Raw genomic sequence first — 22,357 nt, forward strand, 5'->3', positions numbered from 1 at the left:
AACTGCTGTCAGCGGCTATTGCTACAATTAAAACGCACATATGCTGCTTGTCCAGTTAACCAATCAATAGAAACGGAGGTTTGAAAAAATGGCCGGAAGAAAAAGCAAGATCAGCCAAACCCGCAGTGCCCTATACACTGCGGCTAAGATCCTGGGTGACATTTCAGCAATAAGCAAAGGGCCGGGTGCCGTTGGTAAAAGAATTGCCAGAAGGGCGGCGGGCAAAGCAACAAGTAAACTGCTGGGCAAATTGTTCAAGTAAGGCGGGGTAACCCGCTTGCTTGGTTTTGATTGACAACATATTGTCCGTAAGTATTGCTGAACTTTAATTATGTTAAGTAGGAGGACCAAAATGCCCGACAGAACTACACATATCCAGGAATTAAAAGATTTGGTGGCTTGTTTTGTGCAAGAGCGCAATTGGAACCGGTTTCATAGTTCCAAAAATTTGTCCATGTCAATAGCTATTGAAGCCGCGGAACTGATGGAGTTGTTTCAATGGGCCGATTCAAGTGACCTGGATGAAATACCGGTGGACAGAGTAAGAGAGGAATTGTCGGATGTAATAATTTATTGCCTGTCTATGGCCAACGCTTTGGAGATAGATATTACAGATGCGGTAAGGGCTAAAGTAAGGTCAAACGCTCAAAAGTACCCGATTGACAGGTATAAAGGGAAATACAAATGATCATTACATGCAGGAATTTAGATAAATAAAGTTGAAAGCTTGGCCAATACTGGATTTGTTGATTTTAATTAAAATTGAAAAGGCCAAAATATACTGCGCCAGAAAACATTTTGCAGCAATAAGCAATAATTCCGTGCAGTATGACGTGGTTGACAGTTACCAGCGGCTTATGGAAATCGTGAAATAGTTACATTGAAAAGTATTATATTTAAAGCCGGGCAGCCAAAGCCGCCCTTTTTACGTGAATGGCTGGAACGATATTTAGAGGCAGAACTTTTATTCGCCAAAAAAAGACCAAGTAAATTTGAGATGCCTGGTTCTGTGAACCGCTCAATTAGAACAGTGGCCGAAGCAGAACGTGTGGCATCTCATAATCAATTAGTCGAAGAACAGTCCTATCCAAAAACCGGTGTAACTGCCAATAATGAAAGGGCCCAAGAGGGCCCTTTTGTTGTTTTGTCAGCATCTACAAAGCAGCTTATCAACCTTTGTAAGTATCTACAAAGGTTAAGTTTCAAATAATCGCAAATATTTAGACAATGCCGAAACGGAGGTGAAAACCCTTACAGTATTAATTTGTTTAACAGGGAGGATATGCAAAACTATGATGACAGGAACAGAATATATCGAAAGTTTGCGTCAGTTGAAAACGGAAATCTATGCTTTTGGTGAAAAGATAACCAACTTTGTGGACCATCCTCTTTTCCGCCCGCATATCAATGCTGCGGCCGTGACCTATGATATGGCCCACGAACCCGAGTTTGAGGATCTAATTACGGTCAAATCCCATCTTACCGGGAAGAAGATAAGCCGTTTCACCCATATTCACCAAAGCAGCGAAGATTTGGTCAAAAAGATAAAAATGCTGCGCATGATTGCCCAGCGGACCGGCACCTGCTTCCAGCGCTGCGTGGGTTTTGACGGGTTAAATGCTTTATACACCACTACTTATGAAATGGACCAGGCACTGGGCACCAATTACCACACCCGCTTCGTGGAATTTTTAAAGTACGTGCAGGAAAACGATTTGATGTCCGCCGGTTCCATGACTGACCCCAAGGGTGACCGTGGTTTGCGCCCCAGCCAGCAGGCTGATCCGGATATGTATGTGCACGTAGTTAAAAGAACGGACGAGGGCATTGTTATCAGGGGGGCCAAGGCGCACCAGACAGGCATCGTCAATTCACATTACATGATCATTATGCCTACCGTTGCCCTGGGCGAGGCCGACCGGGACTATGCCGTTGCCTGTGCCGTGCCGGTGGACGCTCCAGGCGTGTTCCATATATTCGGCCGCCAGACCAATGATGAGCGGCGCCTGGAAGGTGAAATAGATACCGGCAACGCCAGGTATGCCGTGGTGGGCGGCGAGGCGTTGACCGTGCTGGAAGATGTTTTTGTACCCTGGGATAAAGTGTTTATGTGCGGTGAAAATCAGTATGCCGGGATGCTGGTGGAGCGGTTTGCCTGCTATCACCGGCAAAACTATGGCGGCTGCAAATGCGGCGTCAGCGATGTTATCATCGGCGCCACAACAGCTATGGCCGAATATAACGGGGTGGCCAAGGCCTCCCATATCAAAGATAAAATTACCGAAATGGTGCATTTGAGCGAAACCATGTACTGCTGTTCCATAGCCTGTTCGGCCGAGGGCGGCAAGACCCCTTCCGGCGCCTATTTTGTCAACCCGCTGCTGGCCAATGTGCTTAAACAAAATGTTACCCGCCATATTTATGAAATTTGCCGGCTGGCTCACGATATCGCCGGTGGGTTTATTGCTACTTTACCTTCGGAGAAGGATTTTAAAGACGCCAAAACCGGCCCCTATCTGGAAAAATATTTCCGCGGCGTGTCCGATGTGCCCACTGAATACAGGGTCAGAATGGCCCGGTTGGTGGAGAATATGACCGGTGGTACCGCTCTGGCCGAAAGTATGCATGGCGCCGGGTCGCCCCAGGCGCAAAGGGTAATGATTATGCGCCAGTCCAATATGGAGCATAAGAAGCGCCTGGCCAGAAGACTGGCCGGTATTCCCGAGCAAGACTAAAAGGAGGTTTTACTATGGTTTCTATCGGCAAGGATCTCTGGGCGCCTCGTTATACTGAGGGTATTGTAGAAGAGACCATCAACGGGGTAACGGTTAACACTTATGCCGACCGCCCTAAATCCGTTATTGAAACACTGCAAAACAGCGCCCGCCTGTTCCCAGACAAGGAGGCGCTGGTAGCCGGCAGTGAGCGCATTACCTATGGTGAGTTGAACAGGCGGGTTAACAACATGGCTTATGCCCTGCGTACCAGGTATGGCATTAAAAAAGGTGACCGGGTGGCCATTTTGCTGACCAACGGGATTCCCTTTGTGATCAGCCTGTATGCCGTGGCGCAACTGGGCGGCATCTGTGTGCCGCTGAATACCAGGCTGAAGAGCTCTGAACTTGAGTTTATGCTTAACAATTCAGGCTCCAGCCTGCTGGTGCTGAACGACAGCTGGTGGGTAAATATTGAGCCGATTAAAAGCTCCATTGGCAACTGCCGTGAATTTTTCGTGGTAGGACAGGAAATAGCCGGCACCAGGTCATTTACCGAGTTAATTGATTCCGATGCGCCGGAAGTGGTAACGGAGCAAATAGATGAGCACGATGTCGCTCTGATAATGTATACCTCCGGCACCACCGGGCTGCCCAAGGGTGCTATGAACACCAATTTTAACGTTATTCATACCATGATTAGTTATAAAAGAATCTACGACCTTACGCCCGATGACAGGACTGTAATTGCCGTGCCGCTATTCCATGTCACCGGCCTTTACGCCCAGCTGCTCACTTATATTAACCTGGGCTGCACAATTGCCCTGCTGCCCATGTATAAAACTGACGAGATGCTGCGGATTCTGGAAGAAGAGAAAATCACCAGTATGATTGTGGTGCCCACCATTTATGTAATGATGTTGATGCACCCCGAACATAAAAATTACGACCTCTCCAACTTGCGGGTGGCAGGTTTCGGCGGGGCGCCCATGTCCGGTGAAACGGTTAAAATGCTGGAAGAATGGCTGCCCGGCATCGAATTGCATAACACCTACGGGCTTACGGAAATTGCCTCTCCGGGCACTTGTATGCCCAAAGAAGATGCCATGCGGAAATTAGGATCCATCGGCCTGCCATTCCCGGTCAACAAATGTAAAATTGTCGACCCGGTTACGGGTGAGGAATTGCCGCCCAATACCGAGGGGGAACTTTTAATTAATTCCCCCAACCTTACCCCGGGCTACTGGCAAAACCAGGAGGCCACAGCTAAAGCTATTATTGATGGGTGGCTGCATACCGGTGATATCGCCAAAATTGATGAAGAGGGCTATGTTTACATTATGGACCGCATCAAGGACATGATTAACCGGGGCGGTGAGAAAATATTCTGCGTGGAAGTGGAAGATGTCCTCTACAGCAACAGCAAAGTGATGGAGGCTGCGGTGGTTGGTGTGCCGGACGAAGTTTTCGGCGAAGTGGTTAAAGCCTGCATCGTACCCAGGCCCGGCGCGACCCTTACGGAAGAGGAAGTGCAGGATTGGGTGAGAGAGCGCCTGGCTAAATATAAAGTTCCTAAATTTGTGCAGTTTTTAACCGAGCTGCCCAAGAACCCCAATGGCAAGGTAATGAAAAATGTTTTGCGGGAAATGCATCAGTGAAATAAATTTTGGAAAGGAGTTTTGTAAAAATGTCACAGACTAAAGTTTATATTCTTGATTTAGGCGTTTTAGAGTGCGATGAGGTATGGCTTGCTTCGGCTCCCAACCCCGGCACCTTAACCAATCCTAACCCGCCGGCCAACTGGGTAACTGTTCCCACCTACGCGGTACTGGTGGATCATCCCGAAATGGGACGGGTACTCTTCGACTGCGGCTGTTCTCCCCAGTGGAAAAGCCGCTGGCCCGAGGGACTGCAGGGAGTATTCCCCTGGACCAGGGAAGTCCCTCTGGTGGAAAAATTAAAGGAGTTAAACTTGACCCCCAATGATATCGACGCTTTAATTGTTTCTCACTTGCATATGGACCATGCCGGCAATATTGATCTTTTCAAGGGCACCAAAGCCGGCCAAAATGTATATGTGCATAAAAAAGAACTGGAATATGCCTTCTATGTTACCCACATCGGACCGGAACCCAACGTGGGCGCATATGTAAAAGCTGACTTTAGCGATATCCCGGGTATTGTTTATAAGCCGGTACTGGAAGATGGCGAGCTGGCCAGGGGGCTGGAAGTTGTAGCGCTGCCCGGGCATACTCCGGGGGTTATGGGTATGGTTGTACATCTGGAGAAAGAAGGTACCTTAATTTTCACTTCCGATGGTGTTTACAGCAGCAAGAATTATGGCCCCCCGGCCAATATCCCCGGACTGATTTATGATAGCCTGGGCTTTGTGAACACTGTGGAAAAAGTAAGAAAGCTGCAGAAAAAATATAACGCCAAAGTTATATTTGGCCATGATCCCGAACAGTTCAGCGCATTGAAATTAGCCCCTGAGTTTTACGAGTAAAATAATTAAAGTCCTGCCAAAAGCCCCGCCAAAAGGCGGGGCTTGACGTACATACATGTCATTGCGAGGAGCGAAGCGACGTGGCAATCTCATATATATTGGGGACATTCCTCGGAGAGGTGTGTCCCCTTTCCTCTGTTTCGCCGGGTGCTTGCTTCAGTTCAGTATCTACCTGGCGTGGTAAGGTTATATTTTTGCATTTTACGGAGCAGGGTGGTGCGGTGGATGCCCAGGGTTTTGGCTGCCTCTTCCGGGGAACCGCTATTGCGGAGCGCTTTTATAATCAGTTCTTTTTCAAAATTTTGTACCGCCTGCTGCAAATTGGGCAGCTCCAATTCATCGCTTTCCAGGCTTGAATGCTCCTTTGCAAGACCCAATTCTTCTTCCACCATACCTTGAGCTATCTGAGCATCGGGGTAAAGCACCACAAAGCGTTCAACTATGTTTTCCAGTTCCCGCACATTACCCGGCCATTTATAGCCAACCAACAAGGACCTTGCCTCCGGTGTAAAATCTTTCTCAACCCGGTATCTTCTTTTTAGCCTGTCCAAAAAATAATTGATTAAAAGGTGTATGTCTTCTACCCTCTGGCGCAGTGGAGGAATATTAATGGGCACGACATTAAGCCGGTAGAACAAATCTTCCCGGAATTTACCCTGGGTTACCAGTTCCCGCAGGTTGCGATTGGTGGCGGCAATAAACCTTACATCCGCAAATTCCGGCTGTACTGCCCCAACCGGCAGGTATTCTCCCGATTGCAGCAGGTGCAGTAATTTTACCTGCATGGAAACCGGCAGTTCGCCTATTTCATCCAGAAAGAGAGTGCCTCCTTGTGCGGTCTGGACCAAGCCTTTTTTGCCGCTATGCACGGCCCCGGTAAAGGCCCCGGCCCGGTAACCAAATAGTTCCGATTCAAACAGTTCCTCCGGAATGGCCCCCACGTTAATTCTGACAAAGGGCCCGCTGCTGCGCCTGCTTAAATAATGGATTAACCTGGCGACAACCTCCTTGCCCACCCCCGACTCCCCTGTAATGAGCACAGTAGAGTCAAAGTTGGCCGCCCGGGCTCCTTTGGCCAAAACATTTTGCATGGCCGGACTGGATGCTACTACTTTATCGATACCTTCAATATATATTTGTTTGCCGACATCAATTGGTTTCCCGGATAGTCCTATATCAGGGCTTACCCGGGTCACCACCAGAATGATGTTGCCATCTTGATCGTAAATGGGGGTGCCGGAGGCGAACAGTTTTCTTTTATTGGTTAAGATAGTTTGGGGGATGGTTACCGGTCTTTTTTCAGCCAGGATCTTTAAGGTTACGGATTGATCAAGTACTTTTTGCTTAACCATTTCGCTCATGTGCAGTCCAATAAAATCGCTGGCTTCCAGGCCGCTGAGCAGTTCATAAGACTTGCTGGCGCCAACATTGTAACCTTTTCCGTCAGTTATCCAAATTCCGCAGGTATCTTCCTCTTTCTTTTGAGCAGCGTCGTTACTAAAGGTGCGGTTAGCTGTCATGGTATACCCCCTTTGTGCAGGTCTGCACAGAAACGAGTGCGTAATTGCACTAAATCTTGTACAAGTAAACAGATTAAAAGCCAGAATTCCAGGTATCCGTGTTTAATTGTCTCTGGCATAGTAATTGCATTTTTCAGAAATATAAGAACAATTTAATGATTAATACGTTTTATCTTTCCATTTAAATTTATCATTACTTGATTTGCTTGTCCATGCTCTGGCGCTGCCATTTGTCCCGTATTGACCCAGTTGCTGGTAAAAACATAGCGGCCAAAGGAGGGGGAGGACATGTTAGCAGAATATTTGCAAGAAAATAAAAACGATGCACTGAGCTATGCCAGGCAGCAGGATGACCGGTTAAGCAGAAGCAATGTTTATCAACAGCTAATTGATATAGTACTGGCGGGCGATGGCGCGGCGGGGATAATTGAAACCATTCATAATGAAACAAACCGCCGGGTTTTGTTGATTACCACCGAAGGAGAAGTAATGTTTTATGCCGGTTGCCCGCGGCCTCCCAAACTCGGGTGGCCGGTATCCTTTCCACCTGAGCAGGCAGACCAGTTTGCCGGCCCGGTACCGTGGCGGGAAAAAACCATTGCCCGGGTTGATGGCGCCGGTTTTGAGTGTTTAGTGGTGCCGGTCGGGCGGCAAAATGAAGTGACTGCTTACCTGTTGGTTGGGGCCGGTACACCAAATCAGGACGATCAATTGTGGGAACTGCTGTATGCCTCTGCCCGGGTGCTGGCTCTGGCACTGGACCGGGAGAAAATGATTCTTTCAGTGGAAAAGAAATATAAAACGCAATTTTTATTAGACCTTCTGCTGCATCAAGAGCAGCCCAGGCACAAGCAGGAACTGGCATCGCGGGCCTGGGGCAGGGATTTAACCCGGCCGCACCTGATATTTGTTGCCGAATGTAGCCCCGGGCAGCTGCGGGATCAAAAAAATTGTACTAGAATGATAATCAGTAATTTGGAGCAGCTGGCTGTTAATAACTTTATTCACCTGCTGCACAGGGACCGGCACGTTATTCTGCTTGAACCCCCCGGTGGTGATGTCCAGGCTGCCATCAAACTAATGAGGAATGTCTACAAGCAAACCTGTATCAGGATGCCTGAAGGCCTGCGGCTGGTTTTGGCCTGTCAATCCGTCTCGCGCCAGGAATATAATCTGGCCCAGGGGTACCGGGAAGCCGGCTATGCCTTGGAGTTGGGCCTGGCAGGTAAGGAAAGCAGCGCTTTTATAAATTTTGATGAGCTTGGGATCTATGGCCTGCTGTACGGCATGTGCGGTAACCGTTCCATGACCAGCCAAATGAGCAGTTTTTGGGGACATAAGCTGGGTGTTCTGGTGAATTATGACCAGTTACACAGAACAGAATTATATAACTCATTGGTTAATTACCTGGATAATAACTGTAACCTTGCGTTAACCGCAGATAAACTTTACATTCATCCCAACACTCTGCGCTACAGGATTAAAAAGATTGAGAAGTTATTGAAGATAGATTTATCCCGGTTGGAATGCGTGGTGGAAATCGCCCTTGCTTTTAAAATTGACCAGGTTAAAAAATGGCTGTTGTCCAACAGGGAGATGTATCCGCATGTTTGAGTTAGGGGTTAAATTTTGCGGCAATTGTAATCCCGTAATTAATAGTAAGGAAATACTGGCTAAGCTCACCGGTCTGCTGCCGGAATGTAAATTTACTGTGCCTGGCGCTAATATGGCGGCGTTATTGATTTTAAGCGGCTGTGTAACAGACTGTGCCACCAGGCCTGATTTTAACGTTGACACAATAGTTGTGGCCGGCTTATCGGTTGATTTGGTGCCCTGCCCTGAGGAGCAAATACCGGATTTGGTAGCTAAAAAGTTGGTCACCGGACCTTTGCGGGAATTAGGTGAAAAATACAAAGTCACCGAATGTCAGATACACCGGGACCTGGACGCAATTTAGAATAATATGGGGTTACCCTTAGTAATAATAGATGAACAGTACAGCAGTAAGAATACTGCGGTTTTTAAACTATTTTATCCCGTTTTGTTTCTTTGCGGGTTGACCAACCCAGCAGATCATAAACAATTCAGTATGCAAAATAAGCTTCAACAAATTGTGACAGCGCGAATATTACGGCAACAACCGCCCATACCTTTGTGACGAACTTGGTAAATACCAGTGCCAGCAGTATTATTCCTATGGCTATCCGTATAATTCGATCGGTATTGCTCAGGTTGCGCTTCCAATCTAAATCCAAGATAATCCCCCTTTTCAACATATTATGTTATAAAAATCGCCAGCTTATACTTGCTTATACCATCTGGAGATAAACGGTATGATTAAACAGGGGGGCCGGGATACGTTTGATAATCATAGTTTAGGAAGCTTGGCTTACTTTTTACTGAATTTACTAATTAAAATCCTTATACACTCACTGATAACCTTTGCATAAGTAAGAATATCCCGGGTGTTTTCTTTAACAGTGCCGGCAGTTTCGATTAGATTTAAACCAATAACGTCCATTGAACTCTCTATTTTTTTGCCAGTATTTTTTAATGTTGAGGTGATGGAATGAATGTTATCAATAGAACCAGGAATTTTCTCCTCATAAAGATGTTTATTTTTTACTAGAGAATCAGTTAGTGCATTGAGGTTATCCGTGGTAGCGGTCAGGTTGGCCATGGTTTTTTGAATATCCTTTGTATAATCCGTAATTTTACTGTTAATATTTGAAACTAATTTATTAACATTGTGTAGGGTAATAATGAGAAATATTGCTGCAATTAATAACATTGCAAACAAAATGAATAGACCCAGCTCATGAAGAGAAATATACATGATTCACCTTCCAGTCTTCATTTTCTTGACCTATAGCTGTTCTAGCGACTGATCCCGCCCTAATTTTTTATCTAGTTTTGTAACATAATTTTAGATAAATTGTCAAAGGGATGACGCGCCAGGCCAAAAAACTGGCTGGCATTTCCAAACAATACTAATATTATAAGTGTAAAGCTAATCCCAGTATCAACAGCGCCGCCAACCAGCAGTGGTGGCGTGAAAAGGTTTTGTTCCTGTAAGCAGAGATAGCCAAAAGACATATGACCAGGAGTATCACCCATGTTAAAACGCCTGAAGTTATCTGAGCAAGAAAATGAGAGCGAACGCCTCTGCCACGCGGCAGGTTCAGAGCCAAAACGCCATGCAGGGTTAATACCCCCAGGCAGGCTAAGGCCAGACGGTGGTGATACCGGGCCCATGCTGTTCCTTGGGGCCAAAGCCTGCGCAACAGAAAGGGTGTTAGTGAAATAAGCAGCAATAACAATCCTATCCAGCCTAAAAGCTCCAACATAGTAGGACACCTCACTCATCACATTTGGGGGCCGGCAAGACATTAGAATTTAAGAATTTGCGTATGTGCCTGCATTAATAGTTATGCTTGGCCAAGCTATTTCCTGCACAGTTTCATAAAATTTTGGGAGGTTTTGGTGTGGGATATGATTTGATTGTGGTGGGCGGGGGGCCGGCGGGCATGGTTATGGTAGAAGAGCAAACCGTGGCGGAAGAATTTGGTGAGATGCTGTTCACCCACTATGGGATTTCGGGGCCGGTCATCGTTAGCGGCATGGGGGGCTAATGCCGCTAATAACATGGTAACTGGAATGGGAGAAAGGAAAATGATCAATTCGGAAATAGGTGGTTAGCCAGGAGATTATTTTCAGCAATGATAGTCGCAATCAGTGTCCAGGCCGGAACATATGTTGCCCAGATTAAGCTCGCAAGACCGGGATTAAACCGGTGCTGAAAAGCGGGATTAAAAAACGATTGGGAAACCCCAATGTCACTAATGAGCATCAAACAGCCTGCCAGAGCTATTCGGCAGGCAACACCAAATCTGTAGTGGTACTTGAATAATGTACAAATGCAGGTCCAAGCCATGTAACACAATACGATGCCAAACAAGGTTCCCCCATAAAACATTAACCCCGTGACGTGGGGCCAAAGGGTGATATAGTTTGGAACGAATAAGATCAGGACAAGTAGTGCAGCTAGTAATTCCCATCCCCCCACTTTGAAATTTTTCTGAAAAGCGAGGATAAGGAATATATAAGCGAACAGGAATGCCAGCACGCCTAGAATAACCAATTTATCTCCTATACCTGGAATAGTATCACAAAAAACAAGAAAGAAATCAGCAACAACTATAAAAAATATGGCTATGTTCATATATAGCTGTTCAATGTGCCTTTTTTTAATACACAGAGTGAATAAAAACAGTGCAATAATCGTGGCATATTTGACGTAATTAACAAAAGCATCTCCGGGAAATAAGTTGTCAAGCAAGACAATAACCAAAGTCATGGGCAAAAAAATGTAAAGCAGTTTTCTCTGTATACTATTCATTTTATCACCTCAATGGTTTTGGCTGGTTCTTATTGATATATATGCAGCAAATCAGGAATTAATTTTTTGCCCGCTTTCTTGATGATTTAGTTTTTATCGTTACCCAGCCAGACGGGGCATTTTATCGCCCGAGCCAGTTTATTGATATTAAATTTTAACCCGGCCTCGGCCGGGTGACCGGCGGCGTAGGGATTGGGCAGTACCAGCAGGTCCGCCTCTTTGGCCAGGGAAATGATTAGCTTTTCGGTGCTGCCCGCCAGTATTTGTTTTTCCACCCGTACCTCGCGGGATTTGGCCAGGTCACAGAATTCATCCAGCACGACAGATGCCTGTTTTTGCAGGCCTTCCCCAAGCCAGCGGAAAAAATTAGCCCGGGTAACGGCTCCGCTCATCCACTCATCGCCCAGGATATGGCCCCAGCTTTCGTCAATGATAAAAACGGCCCGTATAGCCGCTTCCCATAAGCCGGCCAGTTCCAGCGCCGCCAAACCCGCCCCACGGGCCGACGGCGAGCCGTCAGTTACATATAATATTTGCGCCGGCATGGCATCCTTCCTTTCTGTGGTGTGAGGGTTTAATAGAATGCTTTATATCCCATTTTAGTGGCATGGTGTTTAATAGTATAATAAAACATAATTGCTATAAGGTGATATGTATGTTAATAAAAAATAAGATCGTGGTTTCTCTGGTTTTATTGCTATCCATGCTGCTTGCTGCCTGTTCCTCAAACAGCAATGCTGCTTTGATTAAAGCGGCAATGGAAGAAGATATGGAAGCGGCGCGGGAGGCGCTGGGGAGTGGCGGCGATGTGAATACGAAAAACGGTGACGGTAACACCGCCCTGATGTGGGCCGCGTACAAGGGAAACTACGACATGGTTAAACTGCTGCTGGACAGCGGAGCGGAGCCGGACATGCAGGGCAAGGATAACTGGACGGCTTTAATGTTTGCCTCGGCCAAAGGGCAAGTTGACGTTGTTAAGTTATTATCAGACCGGGGGGCGGATGTTAACCGGAAAAATGCCGGGGGGGATACGGCGCTGATGTATGCGGCCCTGGGTGGGTATCCGGAGGTGGCGAGTATTCTCGTGAAGCATCAAGCAAACATTAATGAAAAAAACAATGGGGGTAAAACGGCGTTAGACCTGGCGAAGGAACAGAATTTTGCCGCCGTGGCGGCCCTGCTTGAGGATAAGGGCGCCCGGTAAAGGGGAGTGTAAATTGTTTCGTGTAAGTGGGGATCCAAGCACAGCTTGGCCAGTATGCTATGGTGCATGATATAATAAAATTAGATAACCTGACATGGAATATAAAATAATGATGGGAAGATGGTTATGGATAAAAACAATATTACCTGTATCCAAAAAGCCAAGTTTATCTTTGAGTTTTATGAAAAGAGAGAGTGGCAGCCAGGTGAAGAGCCTCCATTGAGCGGGGTTGTCAAAGCTGCCCGGGTTGAGCCCGGGGCGGTCAGGCATTTGGGTAATTTCCTGGCCAACCGGTTGGAACGTATCGCCCGGATGATGGAAATACTGATAGACGCCCATGACCGGTGGGGCGTAAGCGGCAAAAAGGACAGGGTGATTATGGAAACAGATTCCTATGATTTTAACGACGCTCTTAAACTGCTCAAGGAAAACGGCTTTAACGATGATGAGTTCGTGCTCAAGGTAGAGTACGAGCGTAAGTGGGGACTGCTGTAACATCCCCGTTATCCCCGCATGGGCTGCCTAACATGGATTAAGATGTTAGTTGAATAAGCAGGCTGATCCCTAAAGGTTAAATAAAAGACCCCGGGTGCACCAAGGCATGTGCCCGGGGTTTTTTATCAAGTAAATTGTTTGTTAATCTACTTGATAGCCACAGCGGCCCAGTAGCCGCCCAGTACCAGAATGGAGAAAATGTAACCCAGCGGTACGTTGATTAATACACCGGTGGTGAAGGCCGCGAAGGGTCTCCAGCCCACGGAGGTTAGTTCTTTGAAACGGGTGGTCAGGCCGATGGCCAGGAAGCAGAATATGAAAGCCCAGGTTCTTAAAGTGGTAATGGGTTTAATAATATCATCAGTTATCATGTTGGAGGTTGAGGCATCACTGCCGGCGATAAGCATAGTGACCAGCGCAGAAGCCACAAAGAAACCAAGTACGAATTTGGGGAACCTAAACCAGATTTCCGAAGCCTGGGGTTTGGTTCCGTCTTCCCTCTTTTCCCACATGGTGATGGAAATAATAGCCAGGATAAAGCACCAAATACCTACGAACATATCACGGCCCACAACCTTCATCAAAGTAAAGGTGGTGATGGCCTGGTCACCGATGGCGGCAGCGGCGGCCATACCGGCAGCGTCGGCGAACTCGGAGGTGCCGATCCAGGCCCCGGCGGGACCGGCGGGAATACCGAAGATGGTGATGAATACCGGCAGGGCGTAAATCATGATAATAGCCCAGACAACCACCAGGGAAATAGCTACGGAAACGTGCTGCTTATCAGCTTTTACCGCACCACCGATGGCGATAGAGGCGGAAACACCGCAGATGGAACCGCCTGCGCCCAGGGTGGCGGCAAATCTTTTATCCAGTCCGAACAGCCTGGTACCTGCAAAATAAATGGCCAAAAATGTAGAAACGGCAATGACAGTGGCCTGAGTAAAAGCTACCGGGCCGGCCTGCACGATTTTGGTAAAGGGCAGGGTAGCACCCAGTAAAACAATACCTACTTTAACGTAAAACTCGGTGCGCAGTGAAGCTTCCATCCATTTGGGCATCTTTACAATGTTGCCGATGATGAGTCCCAGGGCAAGGGCCACCAGCGGAGCTTCCAGGTTATACCTGCTGGCCCATTCCCAGGCGCCGAAGATGGAGACCAGCACGCTGGCTGCAAAGATCAGGAGAAAGCCGGGAATGAATTCGCTTAATTTGTGTCCCAGAATTTTCACGGCTATGGAGAAAATCACCGCGAAGGTTATGAACATAAATACCAGCGAGCCGAAATTGGCGCCCAGGAATGAAGTAACGACGCCGAATTCCGACCACTTGGGGATGGATACACTGATTGGCTTAATAGAACTACCGGAAAACCACAGCAACATCGCGGCAATTACCAGGCCGAGACCAAGCCATACCGCCCACCAATCTTCTTTTTTGTAAAGGTCTGACCAGCCGCCGCTTACAGCAGGTTTGTTGGACATAGCATAATTCCTCCTTTAAAATGTAAATAATCAGTTGATAAGTAAGGATGCCTGCAACAGCCGGCAGTTAACAGGCACCATGTACTACCCGGGCTAAAACTGTAAAAGTTAATATTATTGGAACTTATAGCTGGAATAATTCGAGCTAATATTAAAAAAATCTTATCTTATTTTTAATTACAATCATATCCCCCCGGCACAGGATGAATATTTTCAGCTTTCTACTTGGCAATAAGATTTCAATGGGGTGAACATTTTGGTTCAATTTTTAGATAATTACGATTCACAAGGGAAATATGCGTATAATAGGGTAATATGTAGCGGGGTGAAAAAATGGCCACAGGCAAAAGCGTGCGAAACTGGTTTTACGCCACCCTGGTACTGCTATTAATGGTGCCCGCACTGCACCTGTACAGCACCCGGGTAGCGACGATAAGAATTGAAGCATTGTCCGGTGATTTTGAACAGCTGGCGGAAAATTATGCCCTGTCACCGGATATGGGGCTGCTGGTATATTATGCCCAGGCCTATATTTCGTACAATGACCGGCGTTTTTTGGACAAGTTCAACGAATTGGGCACCACGTTAATTAAAAAGGAGATGGACCTTTATAACCGGGCCTGTGAAGGTACAAGAAAAGCGGATCTGAAAAAGCTGGTTCTTTTAACCCAGGAATACGTTGCGTACATGCGCGGGGAAGTGGCCCCGCTGATTCAGTCGGGCGACCGGGAGGATTTCCAGGTCCTGTACCGGGAGCAGTACGACCTGCTGGCTGCGCAGCTGCTGGATGCATCCCGGCGACTGCTGACCGAACGCCAGGACACCGTTAAAAAGGCGGCCGCCGGCGAAGTACAATTGCTGGATAAAACGGGTTTTTTATCGGCCATTTTAGTTTTGCTCGCCCTGGTTATTGCGGCGCTGGGCGCCCGGAACCTGATTTATCCCGCGCTGGTAAGGTATAACCACGCCCAAAAATTACTTGATAATACCAGGGACGCCGTGATGGTGATCGATCCCAGGGGAAATATCACCCGGGTAAACCAGGCCTGGACGGAGCTACTGCATATTCCCGGCCAAGAAATTCAGTCCAAATCCCTTAATGACCTGCATGTGATGTATCCCAAGATCCAGGGACTGACTCAGCCGCTATTTAATGTGCTGTTGAACCATAAAAAAATATTAAATAACCAGGTTGTTTTAAATGAAGCGGAAGAAAAAACATTTATCAACATTGATTACTACCCCCTGCTGAATTTTAACAGGCTTACCGGGGCGGCCATGCTGGCCCATCCCGTGGAGATGCACAAAAATAAAAGGTATTTGTTTGACACCATTGAAGCCGAGCGCAAAAAAATATCCATCGAAATACATGACTGGATCGGCAGGGGCATGTCCCCCATCATCCACTCGCTGGACTATATACTGCGGGCCCACAAGCAAATTCCTGAAGATGTTTATGCCGACCTGGCCAGGTTAAGGGAACACTGCCAGAATGCAGCTATGGATATGCGCAGTATCATGAATGACATCCACCCGTACTTAATTGACAAGGTGGGGTTGATCCCGGCCCTGGAGTCTTATGCGTCCAATTTTGAGCAGATGCAGGGTATCAGGGTGTACATGTTTTACAAGGAGCGGACCTTCAATGTGAGCAAAACCGCGGAGATTATCATTTACAGGATAATCCAGGAGGCGCTGAGCAATGTGGTTAAGCACAGCAGCGCTACGGAAGTAGACATTTACTTTAAAGTTGAAAATGATATCCTAAAGATAGAAATTATGGACAACGGCAAACCGCCGGAAAATTTCGTGGCGGGCAAAGGTTTGTGGGGCATGAAGGAAAGGGCCAATTTAATCGGCGGCGACCTGGTATACGTCAGTGATGAAACCGGTTTTTCCTTGATCTTGACTGTTCCCGCTCATTCGAAAGGGTAATAAACATGGGTATGATTAAAATAATGCTGGTGGAAGACCACAACATAGTGCGCGAGGGTCTGAAAAGGTTGATTGAAATGGAAGAAGGCATGACGGTGGTGGCTGAGGCGGGCACCTGTGCCCAGGCCAGGGCTAACCTGCGGGATGATACGGATGTTATCCTGCTGGATATCAAACTGCCCGACGGGGACGGCCTGGAACTGTGCCAGGAAATCAGAATGAAAACTCCGCAGGTGAAATTTATAGCGCTGACCACCTATGATGACGCCCTATTCATTAAAAAAGCCCTGGAGCACGGCGTGCAGGGGTTTATCCCCAAGTATGCTTCCTTTGACGAGATCAAGTCGGCCATCCACATCACCCTGAGGGACGGGCGTTACCTTTACCCCGGGCTGAACATGCAGGCCTTGATGGGCCTTTCGGAAACGGGGCTGTCGGAGTTTGAAATACAGATACTGCGCAGGATTGCCAGCGGCGAAAACCAGAAAAATGTTGCCGCAGCCCTGTTTATCAGTATCTCGACTTTAAGAAGAAGGATTAAGGGAATTTGCACTAAAATGGGCGTGGATACCATTGAGGAAGCCCTGGCCTCAGCAGTTAAAAAGGGGTTGATTCAGTAGGTGGACAGGTTGAAAAGCAAAAAAAAGATTCTGGTTTACTTTGCCATAATCTTTTTTTTAACGCTGATAATTTTATTTTTCGTACTGGAATTTCGCTATATTAACCGGGTAGTCAGTGAAAACCGGGATAACATCAGGCAGATCGTGTTAAGCGAAGTTTATTCCTACATGCGCGACCTGCAATTACTTACTGAAGACGCGGCTAATTTCGTTGAGGATGAAAACGGGCCGGCCATCCAGTCGCTGCGGTCGGTTGCCGGCAGGGATGAAAGGATTACAGGAGTATACCTGCTGGACCAGACGGGGAAGATAATCAGCTCTTTTAAAGGAAATGAACCGGGTGTCCACCGGGGCGCGCTGGCCGGGAGCGCACAGGGTATCCCCTATATATTCGGTGTCGAAAAAAACGGCCGCCTGGACCAGGTGGGGGTTGCCGCAGTTGTCTCAGGGCAGGCGGGCAAGCTTTTTCTGGTGCTGACCTACAATGTCAATGATTTTGTAAATCAGTTTATACTCAAGTATAATACCAGCCAGGTAAAGGCGGGCATCATGAACCAGGAGGGGCTGCCGCTGGTTTGGCCCTTTGACCAGGCAGCCCTGGCCAATTTTAGCACCGGCGTTGAAACACTCAAATTTCAAAATGAACGTTATGCCGTAAGTAGGGCGGACCTGGAAAACTCCTCCCTGGATGTTTACTTTTTTGACAGGCAAAGCAATTTTGATGCTTACAGAATCATCACCATTATGTTTTTGCTGTTTATGCTTTATTTCTTAATTTACCAGTTTATCGTAGAACTGCTCAACGCCAACAATATCCAATCCTATTTCGAAAACATTGACTTCAATATTTTCAACCATTTAAAAGAAGGAATAATTATTGCCAATAAGTTTAACCGGGTGGTATTTGCCAACAATGTTATTCACGAGATATTTGCCGAAAAGGAAATTGTTTTAAAAAAAACATCCCTTAAGGAAATAACCGGGCCTCTGGATAGCTTTGAAAGCAGGCTGACGTTAAAAAAAGCAAATAACCTGCTGGAGATTATATCCGCACCCATTGTAAAAAACGGCAAGCTGCTGGGGGCGCTGGTGGTGGTCAGTCTGAGCCATGAGAAGGAAAAACTGTGCGGCCGGGCGCTGGACAAAATAATTGAGTTATCTCCGGACGGGGTGGTTTTCGTGGATAAGGACGGCAAGGTGGTTACCTGCAACATGATGGCCAGCTATTACTTGGGCAACGTGAAACCGGATTTAAATATTGACCATGTGAGCACCGAACTGGCCGGCCTGATTGAAAACAGTATCGGGTCCGGTTCAGTAACCAGAGAAAACTTGTCCTTCGGTGATATTTACTGCGAACTGGCGCCCCTGTATGACGCCGGCGGGTTTTATGCCGGTACGGTGGTGTTTTTAAAAGACAGCAGCAAATCCGGTTAATAAAACAGCAGCACCAGCATTAAAATCAGGGCCGATACGGCCAGGGCGGCGTAATCCTCCAGCCGGTCGGAATTAAAAAGCAGGTTTAAATTGTCCTGGTCATGATTTTCCTGGCCATGATTGTCCGGCAACACAATTCCTCCTAAAAACAACCAAATTTCATTTTTTAGCTGGTGGCGCGCCGGTGCTATTACGGCCGGTGTTGGATGAACAGCAGCACCACCAGCAGCGCGCCTACCGCCTTGACCACGGCGGCGATTGTCCCAACCAGGAGTGGTTTGCCGCCCGCTTTACGCAGTTCATTGAAGGATATCTGCATACCCAGGCCTGAAAGGCCGATGGCAAAAAACCAGTTGTAAAGGTTGCGTATAAACACCAGTTCGGGCGAAGGCGGGGAGGTTTCCCCCAGCAGGCCGAATGAGGTCAGCAGAACCACTACGATAAAACCGATCACGAACAAAGGGAATTTATCCCAAAAGCCTGTTTGAATGGCGTACTCGTCTTCTTCCTCTTCCGACCGGCGGCTGTTATATACTGCCAGGGCCAGCACCACAAAAGGGAGAAATATGATCCTGGTTAAGTTGAAAATTTCCCCTGTTTTTAAACTTTCAGAAACTCGCTGGGCGGTGCCGTGGTCGAAGGCCAGAGCAGCCGCCAGCACCTGGCCGGAATTGACTATCCCCGTGCCGGCCCAGACCCCGAACTGGTGGGGACTCAGCCCCAGCATCGTGCCGGCGGTGGGGAAGATTAACAAAAAGATCAGCCCCACGGTAAGGATGGTGGCTATGGAATAAGCCACGTCGGATATTTTGGCCCGGACGGCGGGGGCGGTGGCCACAATAGCCGAGACCCCGCAAACGGCTGCGCCGGCGGCCAGCAGTGAAGCGGCGGCGGGGGACATGCCCGCCTTTTTCCCCAGGTACAGGGTAAATAACAGGGTAAAGGAAATAAACACAAAGATAATTAAAAAGGCTTTTAAGCCCAGGTTGGCCAGGTCAGCGATGCTGTACAATGAACCCAGCAGAATCACACCTATTTTGATAAACAGCCGGGAAGTCCTTACGCCCGGCATAAGCATCCCCGGCAGGCCGACCACATTTCTCAGCAGCATGCCGGTTAAGATAGAAATGAGAATATAATTCAGGTGCAGTACATCAATTAAGATTTTACTGGTCAGCGGCCTTGAGGCGAAAAGCGTTTCCAATCCCGGCCACTGCGGGAAACCCAAGTCTGCACCGCCTCTGGCCAACACGGCTACCGCCAGCATCAGGGCGATACCTGGTAAAAGCCTGGATAATAGGTAAAGCGTTTGCACCAGCATAGAAAATCCCCCAAAATTTATTTTTATGGGGTTAGATTTGAATTAAGTATAATAACTTTTGAACAAGGTAGCAAGATTGTTACAAGTATAGATAGTTTAAGTCTGACCTCAAAATGATTGAAACCATCCCCACTTGCCACCCGCATGCATAATAAATGTAATATTCGCTGAACCAGTGCCCTGGCGGAGAGTTTGTGCTCGGCCGGGTGAGCTCTGACATTGGTCAGTGCGTTACTTTTTTATCGAGGGTATTGACAACGTGTATGTGTGTATTATATTGTTAGTACACTGGTACAATAACACATTTTGAACGGAGGTTCAGGTATGAAGGCTTGGTTGACTTTACTGAAAAAGGAATTTCTATTGACCAGAAGCAGCTTATTATGGAAATTGCTCTTTCTGGTTATAGCCGGTTTGCTGGGAGTGTATTTTGCCTACCGGAACAATGACCGTCCCGGACTTATTGTGGTATTGGCGGTTATGGTGGTTGCGTTTTATGTGTTTTACCTTGCGGCTTATATGTTTAAAAGTCTAAGAGAAGAATGGGAGCACACTTCTCATTCGTGGCTCAATACACCACAGCCGGGCTGGATGCTGCTTTCAGCTAAACTGGCTGGCGGGTTTATCAATTTGTTGGCTCTCTTTGGGGTAACCTGCTGTTTCACCCTTTGGATAACCTGGATTGAGTTAAACAACTTTGCGCGACCTGGTTTTCAAAACATAGACCTGGCGTGGGCTACGATTAATTACTATGGATGGTATATAGCCGTGCTGATTGTTTTAGGCAGTATCTATACCGGATTATGGTCGATGATGATTTCGGTAGGCATGGCAGCATCCAAAAGCATTCTCAGCAAAGGACGCTTTTTCGTCGGCCTGGCGATTTTCTTAATCCCAACCTGGGGTATGGGATTTTTCCAGGGAACTGTTGTGTACGACCGCCTGGTGCGCTGGGGGGCCGTCTACCTGCCGCAGACACCTATTGTTGAACTTAGAAACCTGCATTTCCATTCTCTTTACACCGGTGAAATATTATTTTACGCCATAATCATGGCAGCGTTGCTTTTCATCTCGGGTTGGCTGCTGGATCACAAAGTTGAGGTGTAGCCTATGGGAGAAGAATTCAATTCTACACAACCGATTTATCACCAGTTGGTACAGCGGGTTTGCAGACAAATTGTAGGCGGCGTTTTAAGAGCCGGAGAAAAACTCCCCTCGGTCCGGGATTTTGCCGTTCGGAACAGTGTTAATCCCAATACGGTGCAGCGGGCCTATGCTGAATTGGAACGATTAGCGGTGGTGGAGTCTCGCAGAGGCTTGGGAACGTTTGTAACGGAAGATGCGGCACGACTTGATGAGTTGCGTGAACAGCTTAAAGATAACCAAATAACGGCTTTTGTATTGGATATGAAAGAGATGGGTTTTTCTTCAGAAGAAATTATGGAAGGTGTGGAGGAACATCTTGCTGAAGATAAATGAGGCTATAAAGGAGGACCTGGCATTGGCTACAGATATTGTGCGGTTTGACCATGTAACAAAACGATACCCGGGGAAGGTTGCATTGCGTGACGCCACTTTTACGCTGCCCCGGGGGAAGGTGATAGGTTTAATCGGCCCCAATGGCAGCGGGAAATCCACCGTGCTTAAGCTAATGGCCGGGTTACTCAGGGCCAGCGGGGGAACTGTTGCGATTAACGGCAAGCCTGCTACAAGGCGAATCGGCGGTGAAGTGGCTTACCTTTCGGAGTTGGACGCCCTTTACTCCAGCTTTACCATTGAAGAAACAATTAGGCTGCACCAGGGTCTCTACGAAGACTTTAACCAGGAAAAGGCGCACGAGATGCTGGCTTTTATGCAGCTAAACCCCGGTGACCGGGTAAAAAACCTGTCCAAGGGGAACCGCGGCCGGTTGAAAATTGTGCTGGCCCTTTCCCGCCGCGCTGCGCTGATACTGATGGACGAACCATTGTCCGGACTTGATCCCATTGTCCGGGAATCTATTATCAAAGGTATGATTTCTTTTATTGACCTGGAAACTCAGACGGTAATCATGACCACCCACGAAGTTGCGGAAATTGAGCCGGTGTTGGATTTGGTGGTGGCTATCAGGGACGGGCAGGTGCTTAAAGTAGAAGAAATTGATAATATCCGCGGCGAGCTTAACATGAGCCTGGTGGAGTGGATGAAACAAACCCTGGCGTAGCATTTAAAAAGGGGACATACCTCCTATGTCCCCAACTTTATGTCTTCTATTTTTTTAAGCAGCTTGATGAACTCTTTCATGAAACCGGCAAGCCTGGCCAGGCATGGCCGGATAATATAATGATAAAACAGGCCAACCTTGAGTGGATTCCACCTTGAGACTGGCCTGTTCTTTACAAAAATGGTAAATTAGTTTTATTTGGTGTTTAATTCCTTAATGGCATCAACAATCATATCCACTCCCAGGCCGCCATGGAACCGGGGCTGGCCGTTGATGACGGTCAGGGGCAGCCTGACCTTAGGCAAAATCTTTTCAATTTCAGGGTAATTTTTTATTTCACTGGTGCTGACATCAATAAAACTGGTTTCTACCCGGTCGCCTAAAGCAAATTTTAGCTTATCTCCTAATTCAGCCGCTTCTTCCTTCATAGTTTTCGCAGGCCCACATCCAGTGGAGCCACTGCCGCAGCCTCAGCCACCTGTCGGTATTGGCGCGTCAATGCCGAATACCTGTACT

At 47.5% G+C, this 22,357-nt stretch carries 27 protein-coding genes; 17 read left to right on the plus strand and 10 right to left on the minus strand.

The window, feature by feature from the left end; translation table 11 throughout:
- Window positions 1-88: 88 nt before the first annotated feature.
- The 6 genes from H569_RS22845 to H569_RS0117660 all read left to right on the plus strand — a co-directional run bounded on the left by H569_RS22845 (window position 89) and on the right by H569_RS0117660 (window position 5,220).
- Window positions 89-262 carry a hypothetical protein gene (locus H569_RS22845; RefSeq protein WP_169726485.1) on the plus strand — a complete coding sequence of 58 codons (174 nt, stop codon included), beginning with the start codon at window positions 89-91 and terminating at the stop codon, window positions 260-262.
- A 90-nt stretch (window positions 263-352) separates the two neighbouring features.
- Window positions 353-688, plus strand: coding sequence for a nucleotide pyrophosphohydrolase (locus H569_RS0117635; protein ID WP_027366054.1), 336 nt, complete (start codon window positions 353-355; stop codon window positions 686-688).
- 192 nt (window positions 689-880) lie between these two features.
- Window positions 881-1,210 (plus strand): hypothetical protein, encoded by a 330-nt coding sequence (locus H569_RS0117645; RefSeq protein ID WP_027366055.1) that lies wholly within the window; start codon window positions 881-883, stop codon window positions 1,208-1,210.
- An 82-nt stretch (window positions 1,211-1,292) separates the two neighbouring features.
- Complete coding sequence (locus tag H569_RS0117650) at window positions 1,293-2,735, plus strand: 4-hydroxyphenylacetate 3-hydroxylase family protein (RefSeq protein WP_027366056.1); 1,443 nt, start codon at window positions 1,293-1,295, stop codon at window positions 2,733-2,735.
- 14 nt (window positions 2,736-2,749) lie between these two features.
- Entirely contained in the window at window positions 2,750-4,372 is a 1,623-nt protein-coding gene (locus tag H569_RS0117655) for a class I adenylate-forming enzyme family protein (protein ID WP_051273743.1), read from the plus strand.
- Window positions 4,373-4,401: 29 nt separating this feature from the next.
- Window positions 4,402-5,220 (plus strand): N-acyl homoserine lactonase family protein, encoded by an 819-nt coding sequence (locus H569_RS0117660; RefSeq protein WP_034631285.1) that lies wholly within the window; start codon window positions 4,402-4,404, stop codon window positions 5,218-5,220.
- A gap of 161 nt (window positions 5,221-5,381) precedes the next feature.
- Here the strand turns inward: H569_RS0117660 and H569_RS20965 are convergent, their stop codons facing one another.
- Complete coding sequence (locus H569_RS20965; protein ID WP_051273744.1) at window positions 5,382-6,740, minus strand: sigma-54 interaction domain-containing protein; 1,359 nt, start codon at window positions 6,738-6,740, stop codon at window positions 5,382-5,384.
- A 288-nt stretch (window positions 6,741-7,028) separates the two neighbouring features.
- Between H569_RS20965 and H569_RS0117670 the strand changes: the two genes are divergently transcribed.
- Together H569_RS0117670 and H569_RS0117675 are read left to right on the plus strand one after the other, a co-directional pair.
- A complete protein-coding gene (locus tag H569_RS0117670; RefSeq protein ID WP_027366059.1) occupies window positions 7,029-8,354 on the plus strand; it encodes a PucR family transcriptional regulator in 1,326 nt (441 codons plus the stop codon).
- The gene (locus tag H569_RS0117675; protein WP_027366060.1) at window positions 8,347-8,697 is read left to right on the plus strand and encodes a hypothetical protein; all 351 of its coding nucleotides are present in this window, start codon (window positions 8,347-8,349) and stop codon (window positions 8,695-8,697) included. The genes H569_RS0117670 and H569_RS0117675 overlap by 8 nt, the downstream gene beginning before the upstream one ends.
- Before the next feature lie 127 nt (window positions 8,698-8,824).
- Here H569_RS0117675 and H569_RS22095 read toward each other — a convergent pair whose 3' ends face one another.
- The 3 genes from H569_RS22095 to H569_RS0117690 form a co-directional block, all read right to left on the minus strand.
- Window positions 8,825-8,995 carry a YgaP-like transmembrane domain gene (locus tag H569_RS22095; protein WP_157833581.1) on the minus strand — a complete coding sequence of 57 codons (171 nt, stop codon included), beginning with the start codon at window positions 8,993-8,995 and terminating at the stop codon, window positions 8,825-8,827.
- 134 nt (window positions 8,996-9,129) lie between these two features.
- Window positions 9,130-9,576, minus strand: coding sequence for a DUF948 domain-containing protein (locus tag H569_RS0117685; protein ID WP_027366061.1), 447 nt, complete (start codon window positions 9,574-9,576; stop codon window positions 9,130-9,132).
- A gap of 71 nt (window positions 9,577-9,647) precedes the next feature.
- Window positions 9,648-9,857: a hypothetical protein gene (locus H569_RS0117690; protein ID WP_027366062.1), complete on the minus strand. Its 210-nt coding sequence runs from the start codon at window positions 9,855-9,857 to the stop codon at window positions 9,648-9,650.
- A gap of 368 nt (window positions 9,858-10,225) precedes the next feature.
- On the opposite strand from H569_RS0117690, the gene H569_RS22675 reads away from it, so the two are divergent.
- Window positions 10,226-10,372 carry a hypothetical protein gene (locus tag H569_RS22675; protein WP_157833582.1) on the plus strand — a complete coding sequence of 49 codons (147 nt, stop codon included), beginning with the start codon at window positions 10,226-10,228 and terminating at the stop codon, window positions 10,370-10,372.
- A 44-nt stretch (window positions 10,373-10,416) separates the two neighbouring features.
- Here the strand turns inward: H569_RS22675 and H569_RS0117705 are convergent, their stop codons facing one another.
- Entirely contained in the window at window positions 10,417-11,139 is a 723-nt protein-coding gene (locus tag H569_RS0117705; protein WP_027366064.1) for a lysoplasmalogenase family protein, read from the minus strand.
- An 86-nt stretch (window positions 11,140-11,225) separates the two neighbouring features.
- Complete coding sequence (locus H569_RS0117710) at window positions 11,226-11,684, minus strand: universal stress protein (RefSeq protein WP_027366065.1); 459 nt, start codon at window positions 11,682-11,684, stop codon at window positions 11,226-11,228.
- Window positions 11,685-11,794: 110 nt separating this feature from the next.
- On the opposite strand from H569_RS0117710, the gene H569_RS20970 reads away from it, so the two are divergent.
- Complete coding sequence (locus tag H569_RS20970; RefSeq protein ID WP_051273745.1) at window positions 11,795-12,346, plus strand: ankyrin repeat domain-containing protein; 552 nt, start codon at window positions 11,795-11,797, stop codon at window positions 12,344-12,346.
- Between the two features lie 126 nt (window positions 12,347-12,472).
- A complete protein-coding gene (locus H569_RS0117720) occupies window positions 12,473-12,841 on the plus strand; it encodes a hypothetical protein (protein WP_027366066.1) in 369 nt (122 codons plus the stop codon).
- Window positions 12,842-12,987: 146 nt separating this feature from the next.
- Here H569_RS0117720 and H569_RS0117725 read toward each other — a convergent pair whose 3' ends face one another.
- Window positions 12,988-14,325 carry a YeiH family protein gene (locus tag H569_RS0117725; protein ID WP_027366067.1) on the minus strand — a complete coding sequence of 446 codons (1,338 nt, stop codon included), beginning with the start codon at window positions 14,323-14,325 and terminating at the stop codon, window positions 12,988-12,990.
- A 333-nt stretch (window positions 14,326-14,658) separates the two neighbouring features.
- Between H569_RS0117725 and H569_RS20975 the strand changes: the two genes are divergently transcribed.
- The 3 genes from H569_RS20975 to H569_RS0117740 are packed head-to-tail and all read left to right on the plus strand — an operon-like array spanning window position 14,659 to window position 18,317.
- A complete protein-coding gene (locus tag H569_RS20975; protein WP_081411103.1) occupies window positions 14,659-16,260 on the plus strand; it encodes a sensor histidine kinase in 1,602 nt (533 codons plus the stop codon).
- Between the two features lie 5 nt (window positions 16,261-16,265).
- Complete coding sequence (locus tag H569_RS0117735) at window positions 16,266-16,880, plus strand: response regulator transcription factor (RefSeq protein WP_027366068.1); 615 nt, start codon at window positions 16,266-16,268, stop codon at window positions 16,878-16,880.
- Between the two features lie 9 nt (window positions 16,881-16,889).
- Window positions 16,890-18,317: a transcriptional regulator gene (locus tag H569_RS0117740; protein WP_027366069.1), complete on the plus strand. Its 1,428-nt coding sequence runs from the start codon at window positions 16,890-16,892 to the stop codon at window positions 18,315-18,317.
- On the opposite strand, the gene H569_RS23430 is transcribed toward H569_RS0117740, so the two are convergent.
- Together H569_RS23430 and H569_RS0117750 are read right to left on the minus strand one after the other, a co-directional pair.
- A complete protein-coding gene (locus H569_RS23430; RefSeq protein WP_257720128.1) occupies window positions 18,314-18,448 on the minus strand; it encodes a hypothetical protein in 135 nt (44 codons plus the stop codon). The genes H569_RS0117740 and H569_RS23430 overlap by 4 nt on opposite strands.
- A gap of 59 nt (window positions 18,449-18,507) precedes the next feature.
- Window positions 18,508-19,638, minus strand: a complete 1,131-nt coding sequence (locus H569_RS0117750; protein ID WP_027366070.1) for a YeiH family protein — start codon at window positions 19,636-19,638, stop codon at window positions 18,508-18,510.
- A 324-nt stretch (window positions 19,639-19,962) separates the two neighbouring features.
- Here H569_RS0117750 and H569_RS0117755 point away from each other — a divergent pair, with 324 nt between their 5' ends.
- The 3 genes from H569_RS0117755 to H569_RS0117765 are packed head-to-tail and all read left to right on the plus strand — an operon-like array spanning window position 19,963 to window position 21,841.
- Window positions 19,963-20,745, plus strand: a complete 783-nt coding sequence (locus H569_RS0117755; protein ID WP_027366071.1) for a hypothetical protein — start codon at window positions 19,963-19,965, stop codon at window positions 20,743-20,745.
- A gap of 3 nt (window positions 20,746-20,748) precedes the next feature.
- Window positions 20,749-21,117, plus strand: a complete 369-nt coding sequence (locus tag H569_RS0117760; protein WP_027366072.1) for a GntR family transcriptional regulator — start codon at window positions 20,749-20,751, stop codon at window positions 21,115-21,117.
- On the plus strand, window positions 21,101-21,841 hold the full coding sequence (locus H569_RS0117765) for an ABC transporter ATP-binding protein (RefSeq protein WP_238492596.1): 741 nt from the start codon (window positions 21,101-21,103) through the stop codon (window positions 21,839-21,841). The genes H569_RS0117760 and H569_RS0117765 overlap by 17 nt, the downstream gene beginning before the upstream one ends.
- A 194-nt stretch (window positions 21,842-22,035) precedes the next feature.
- Here the strand turns inward: H569_RS0117765 and H569_RS20980 are convergent, their stop codons facing one another.
- Entirely contained in the window at window positions 22,036-22,269 is a 234-nt protein-coding gene (locus tag H569_RS20980; protein WP_034631287.1) for a hypothetical protein, read from the minus strand.
- Between the last annotated feature and the right edge of the window lie 88 nt (window positions 22,270-22,357).

Source organism: Desulfotruncus alcoholivorax DSM 16058 (genome assembly GCF_000430885.1).
GTDB classification, from domain to species: domain Bacteria; phylum Bacillota; class Desulfotomaculia; order Desulfotomaculales; family Desulfallaceae; genus Desulfotruncus; species Desulfotruncus alcoholivorax.

Excerpts from the sequence above, each read along its gene's own strand:
- H569_RS22845 (WP_169726485.1), top strand. The coding sequence starts at position 89 with ATGGCCGGAAGAAAAAGCAAGATCAGCCAAACCCGCAGTGCCCTATAC.
- H569_RS0117635 (WP_027366054.1), top strand. The coding sequence starts at position 353 with ATGCCCGACAGAACTACACATATCCAGGAATTAAAAGATTTGGTGGCT.
- H569_RS0117650 (WP_027366056.1), top strand. The coding sequence starts at position 1,293 with ATGATGACAGGAACAGAATATATCGAAAGTTTGCGTCAGTTGAAAACG.
- H569_RS0117655 (WP_051273743.1), top strand. The coding sequence starts at position 2,750 with ATGGTTTCTATCGGCAAGGATCTCTGGGCGCCTCGTTATACTGAGGGT.
- H569_RS0117660 (WP_034631285.1), top strand. The coding sequence starts at position 4,402 with ATGTCACAGACTAAAGTTTATATTCTTGATTTAGGCGTTTTAGAGTGC.
- H569_RS20965 (WP_051273744.1), bottom strand. The coding sequence starts at position 6,740 with ATGACAGCTAACCGCACCTTTAGTAACGACGCTGCTCAAAAGAAAGAG.
- H569_RS0117670 (WP_027366059.1), top strand. The coding sequence starts at position 7,029 with ATGTTAGCAGAATATTTGCAAGAAAATAAAAACGATGCACTGAGCTAT.
- H569_RS0117675 (WP_027366060.1), top strand. The coding sequence starts at position 8,347 with ATGTTTGAGTTAGGGGTTAAATTTTGCGGCAATTGTAATCCCGTAATT.
- H569_RS0117685 (WP_027366061.1), bottom strand. The coding sequence starts at position 9,576 with ATGTATATTTCTCTTCATGAGCTGGGTCTATTCATTTTGTTTGCAATG.
- H569_RS0117690 (WP_027366062.1), bottom strand. The coding sequence starts at position 9,857 with ATGGGTGATACTCCTGGTCATATGTCTTTTGGCTATCTCTGCTTACAG.
- H569_RS0117705 (WP_027366064.1), bottom strand. The coding sequence starts at position 11,139 with ATGAATAGTATACAGAGAAAACTGCTTTACATTTTTTTGCCCATGACT.
- H569_RS0117710 (WP_027366065.1), bottom strand. The coding sequence starts at position 11,684 with ATGCCGGCGCAAATATTATATGTAACTGACGGCTCGCCGTCGGCCCGT.
- H569_RS20970 (WP_051273745.1), top strand. The coding sequence starts at position 11,795 with ATGTTAATAAAAAATAAGATCGTGGTTTCTCTGGTTTTATTGCTATCC.
- H569_RS0117720 (WP_027366066.1), top strand. The coding sequence starts at position 12,473 with ATGGATAAAAACAATATTACCTGTATCCAAAAAGCCAAGTTTATCTTT.
- H569_RS0117725 (WP_027366067.1), bottom strand. The coding sequence starts at position 14,325 with ATGTCCAACAAACCTGCTGTAAGCGGCGGCTGGTCAGACCTTTACAAA.
- H569_RS20975 (WP_081411103.1), top strand. The coding sequence starts at position 14,659 with ATGGCCACAGGCAAAAGCGTGCGAAACTGGTTTTACGCCACCCTGGTA.
- H569_RS0117735 (WP_027366068.1), top strand. The coding sequence starts at position 16,266 with ATGGGTATGATTAAAATAATGCTGGTGGAAGACCACAACATAGTGCGC.
- H569_RS0117750 (WP_027366070.1), bottom strand. The coding sequence starts at position 19,638 with ATGCTGGTGCAAACGCTTTACCTATTATCCAGGCTTTTACCAGGTATC.
- H569_RS0117755 (WP_027366071.1), top strand. The coding sequence starts at position 19,963 with ATGAAGGCTTGGTTGACTTTACTGAAAAAGGAATTTCTATTGACCAGA.
- H569_RS0117760 (WP_027366072.1), top strand. The coding sequence starts at position 20,749 with ATGGGAGAAGAATTCAATTCTACACAACCGATTTATCACCAGTTGGTA.
- H569_RS20980 (WP_034631287.1), bottom strand. The coding sequence starts at position 22,269 with ATGAAGGAAGAAGCGGCTGAATTAGGAGATAAGCTAAAATTTGCTTTA.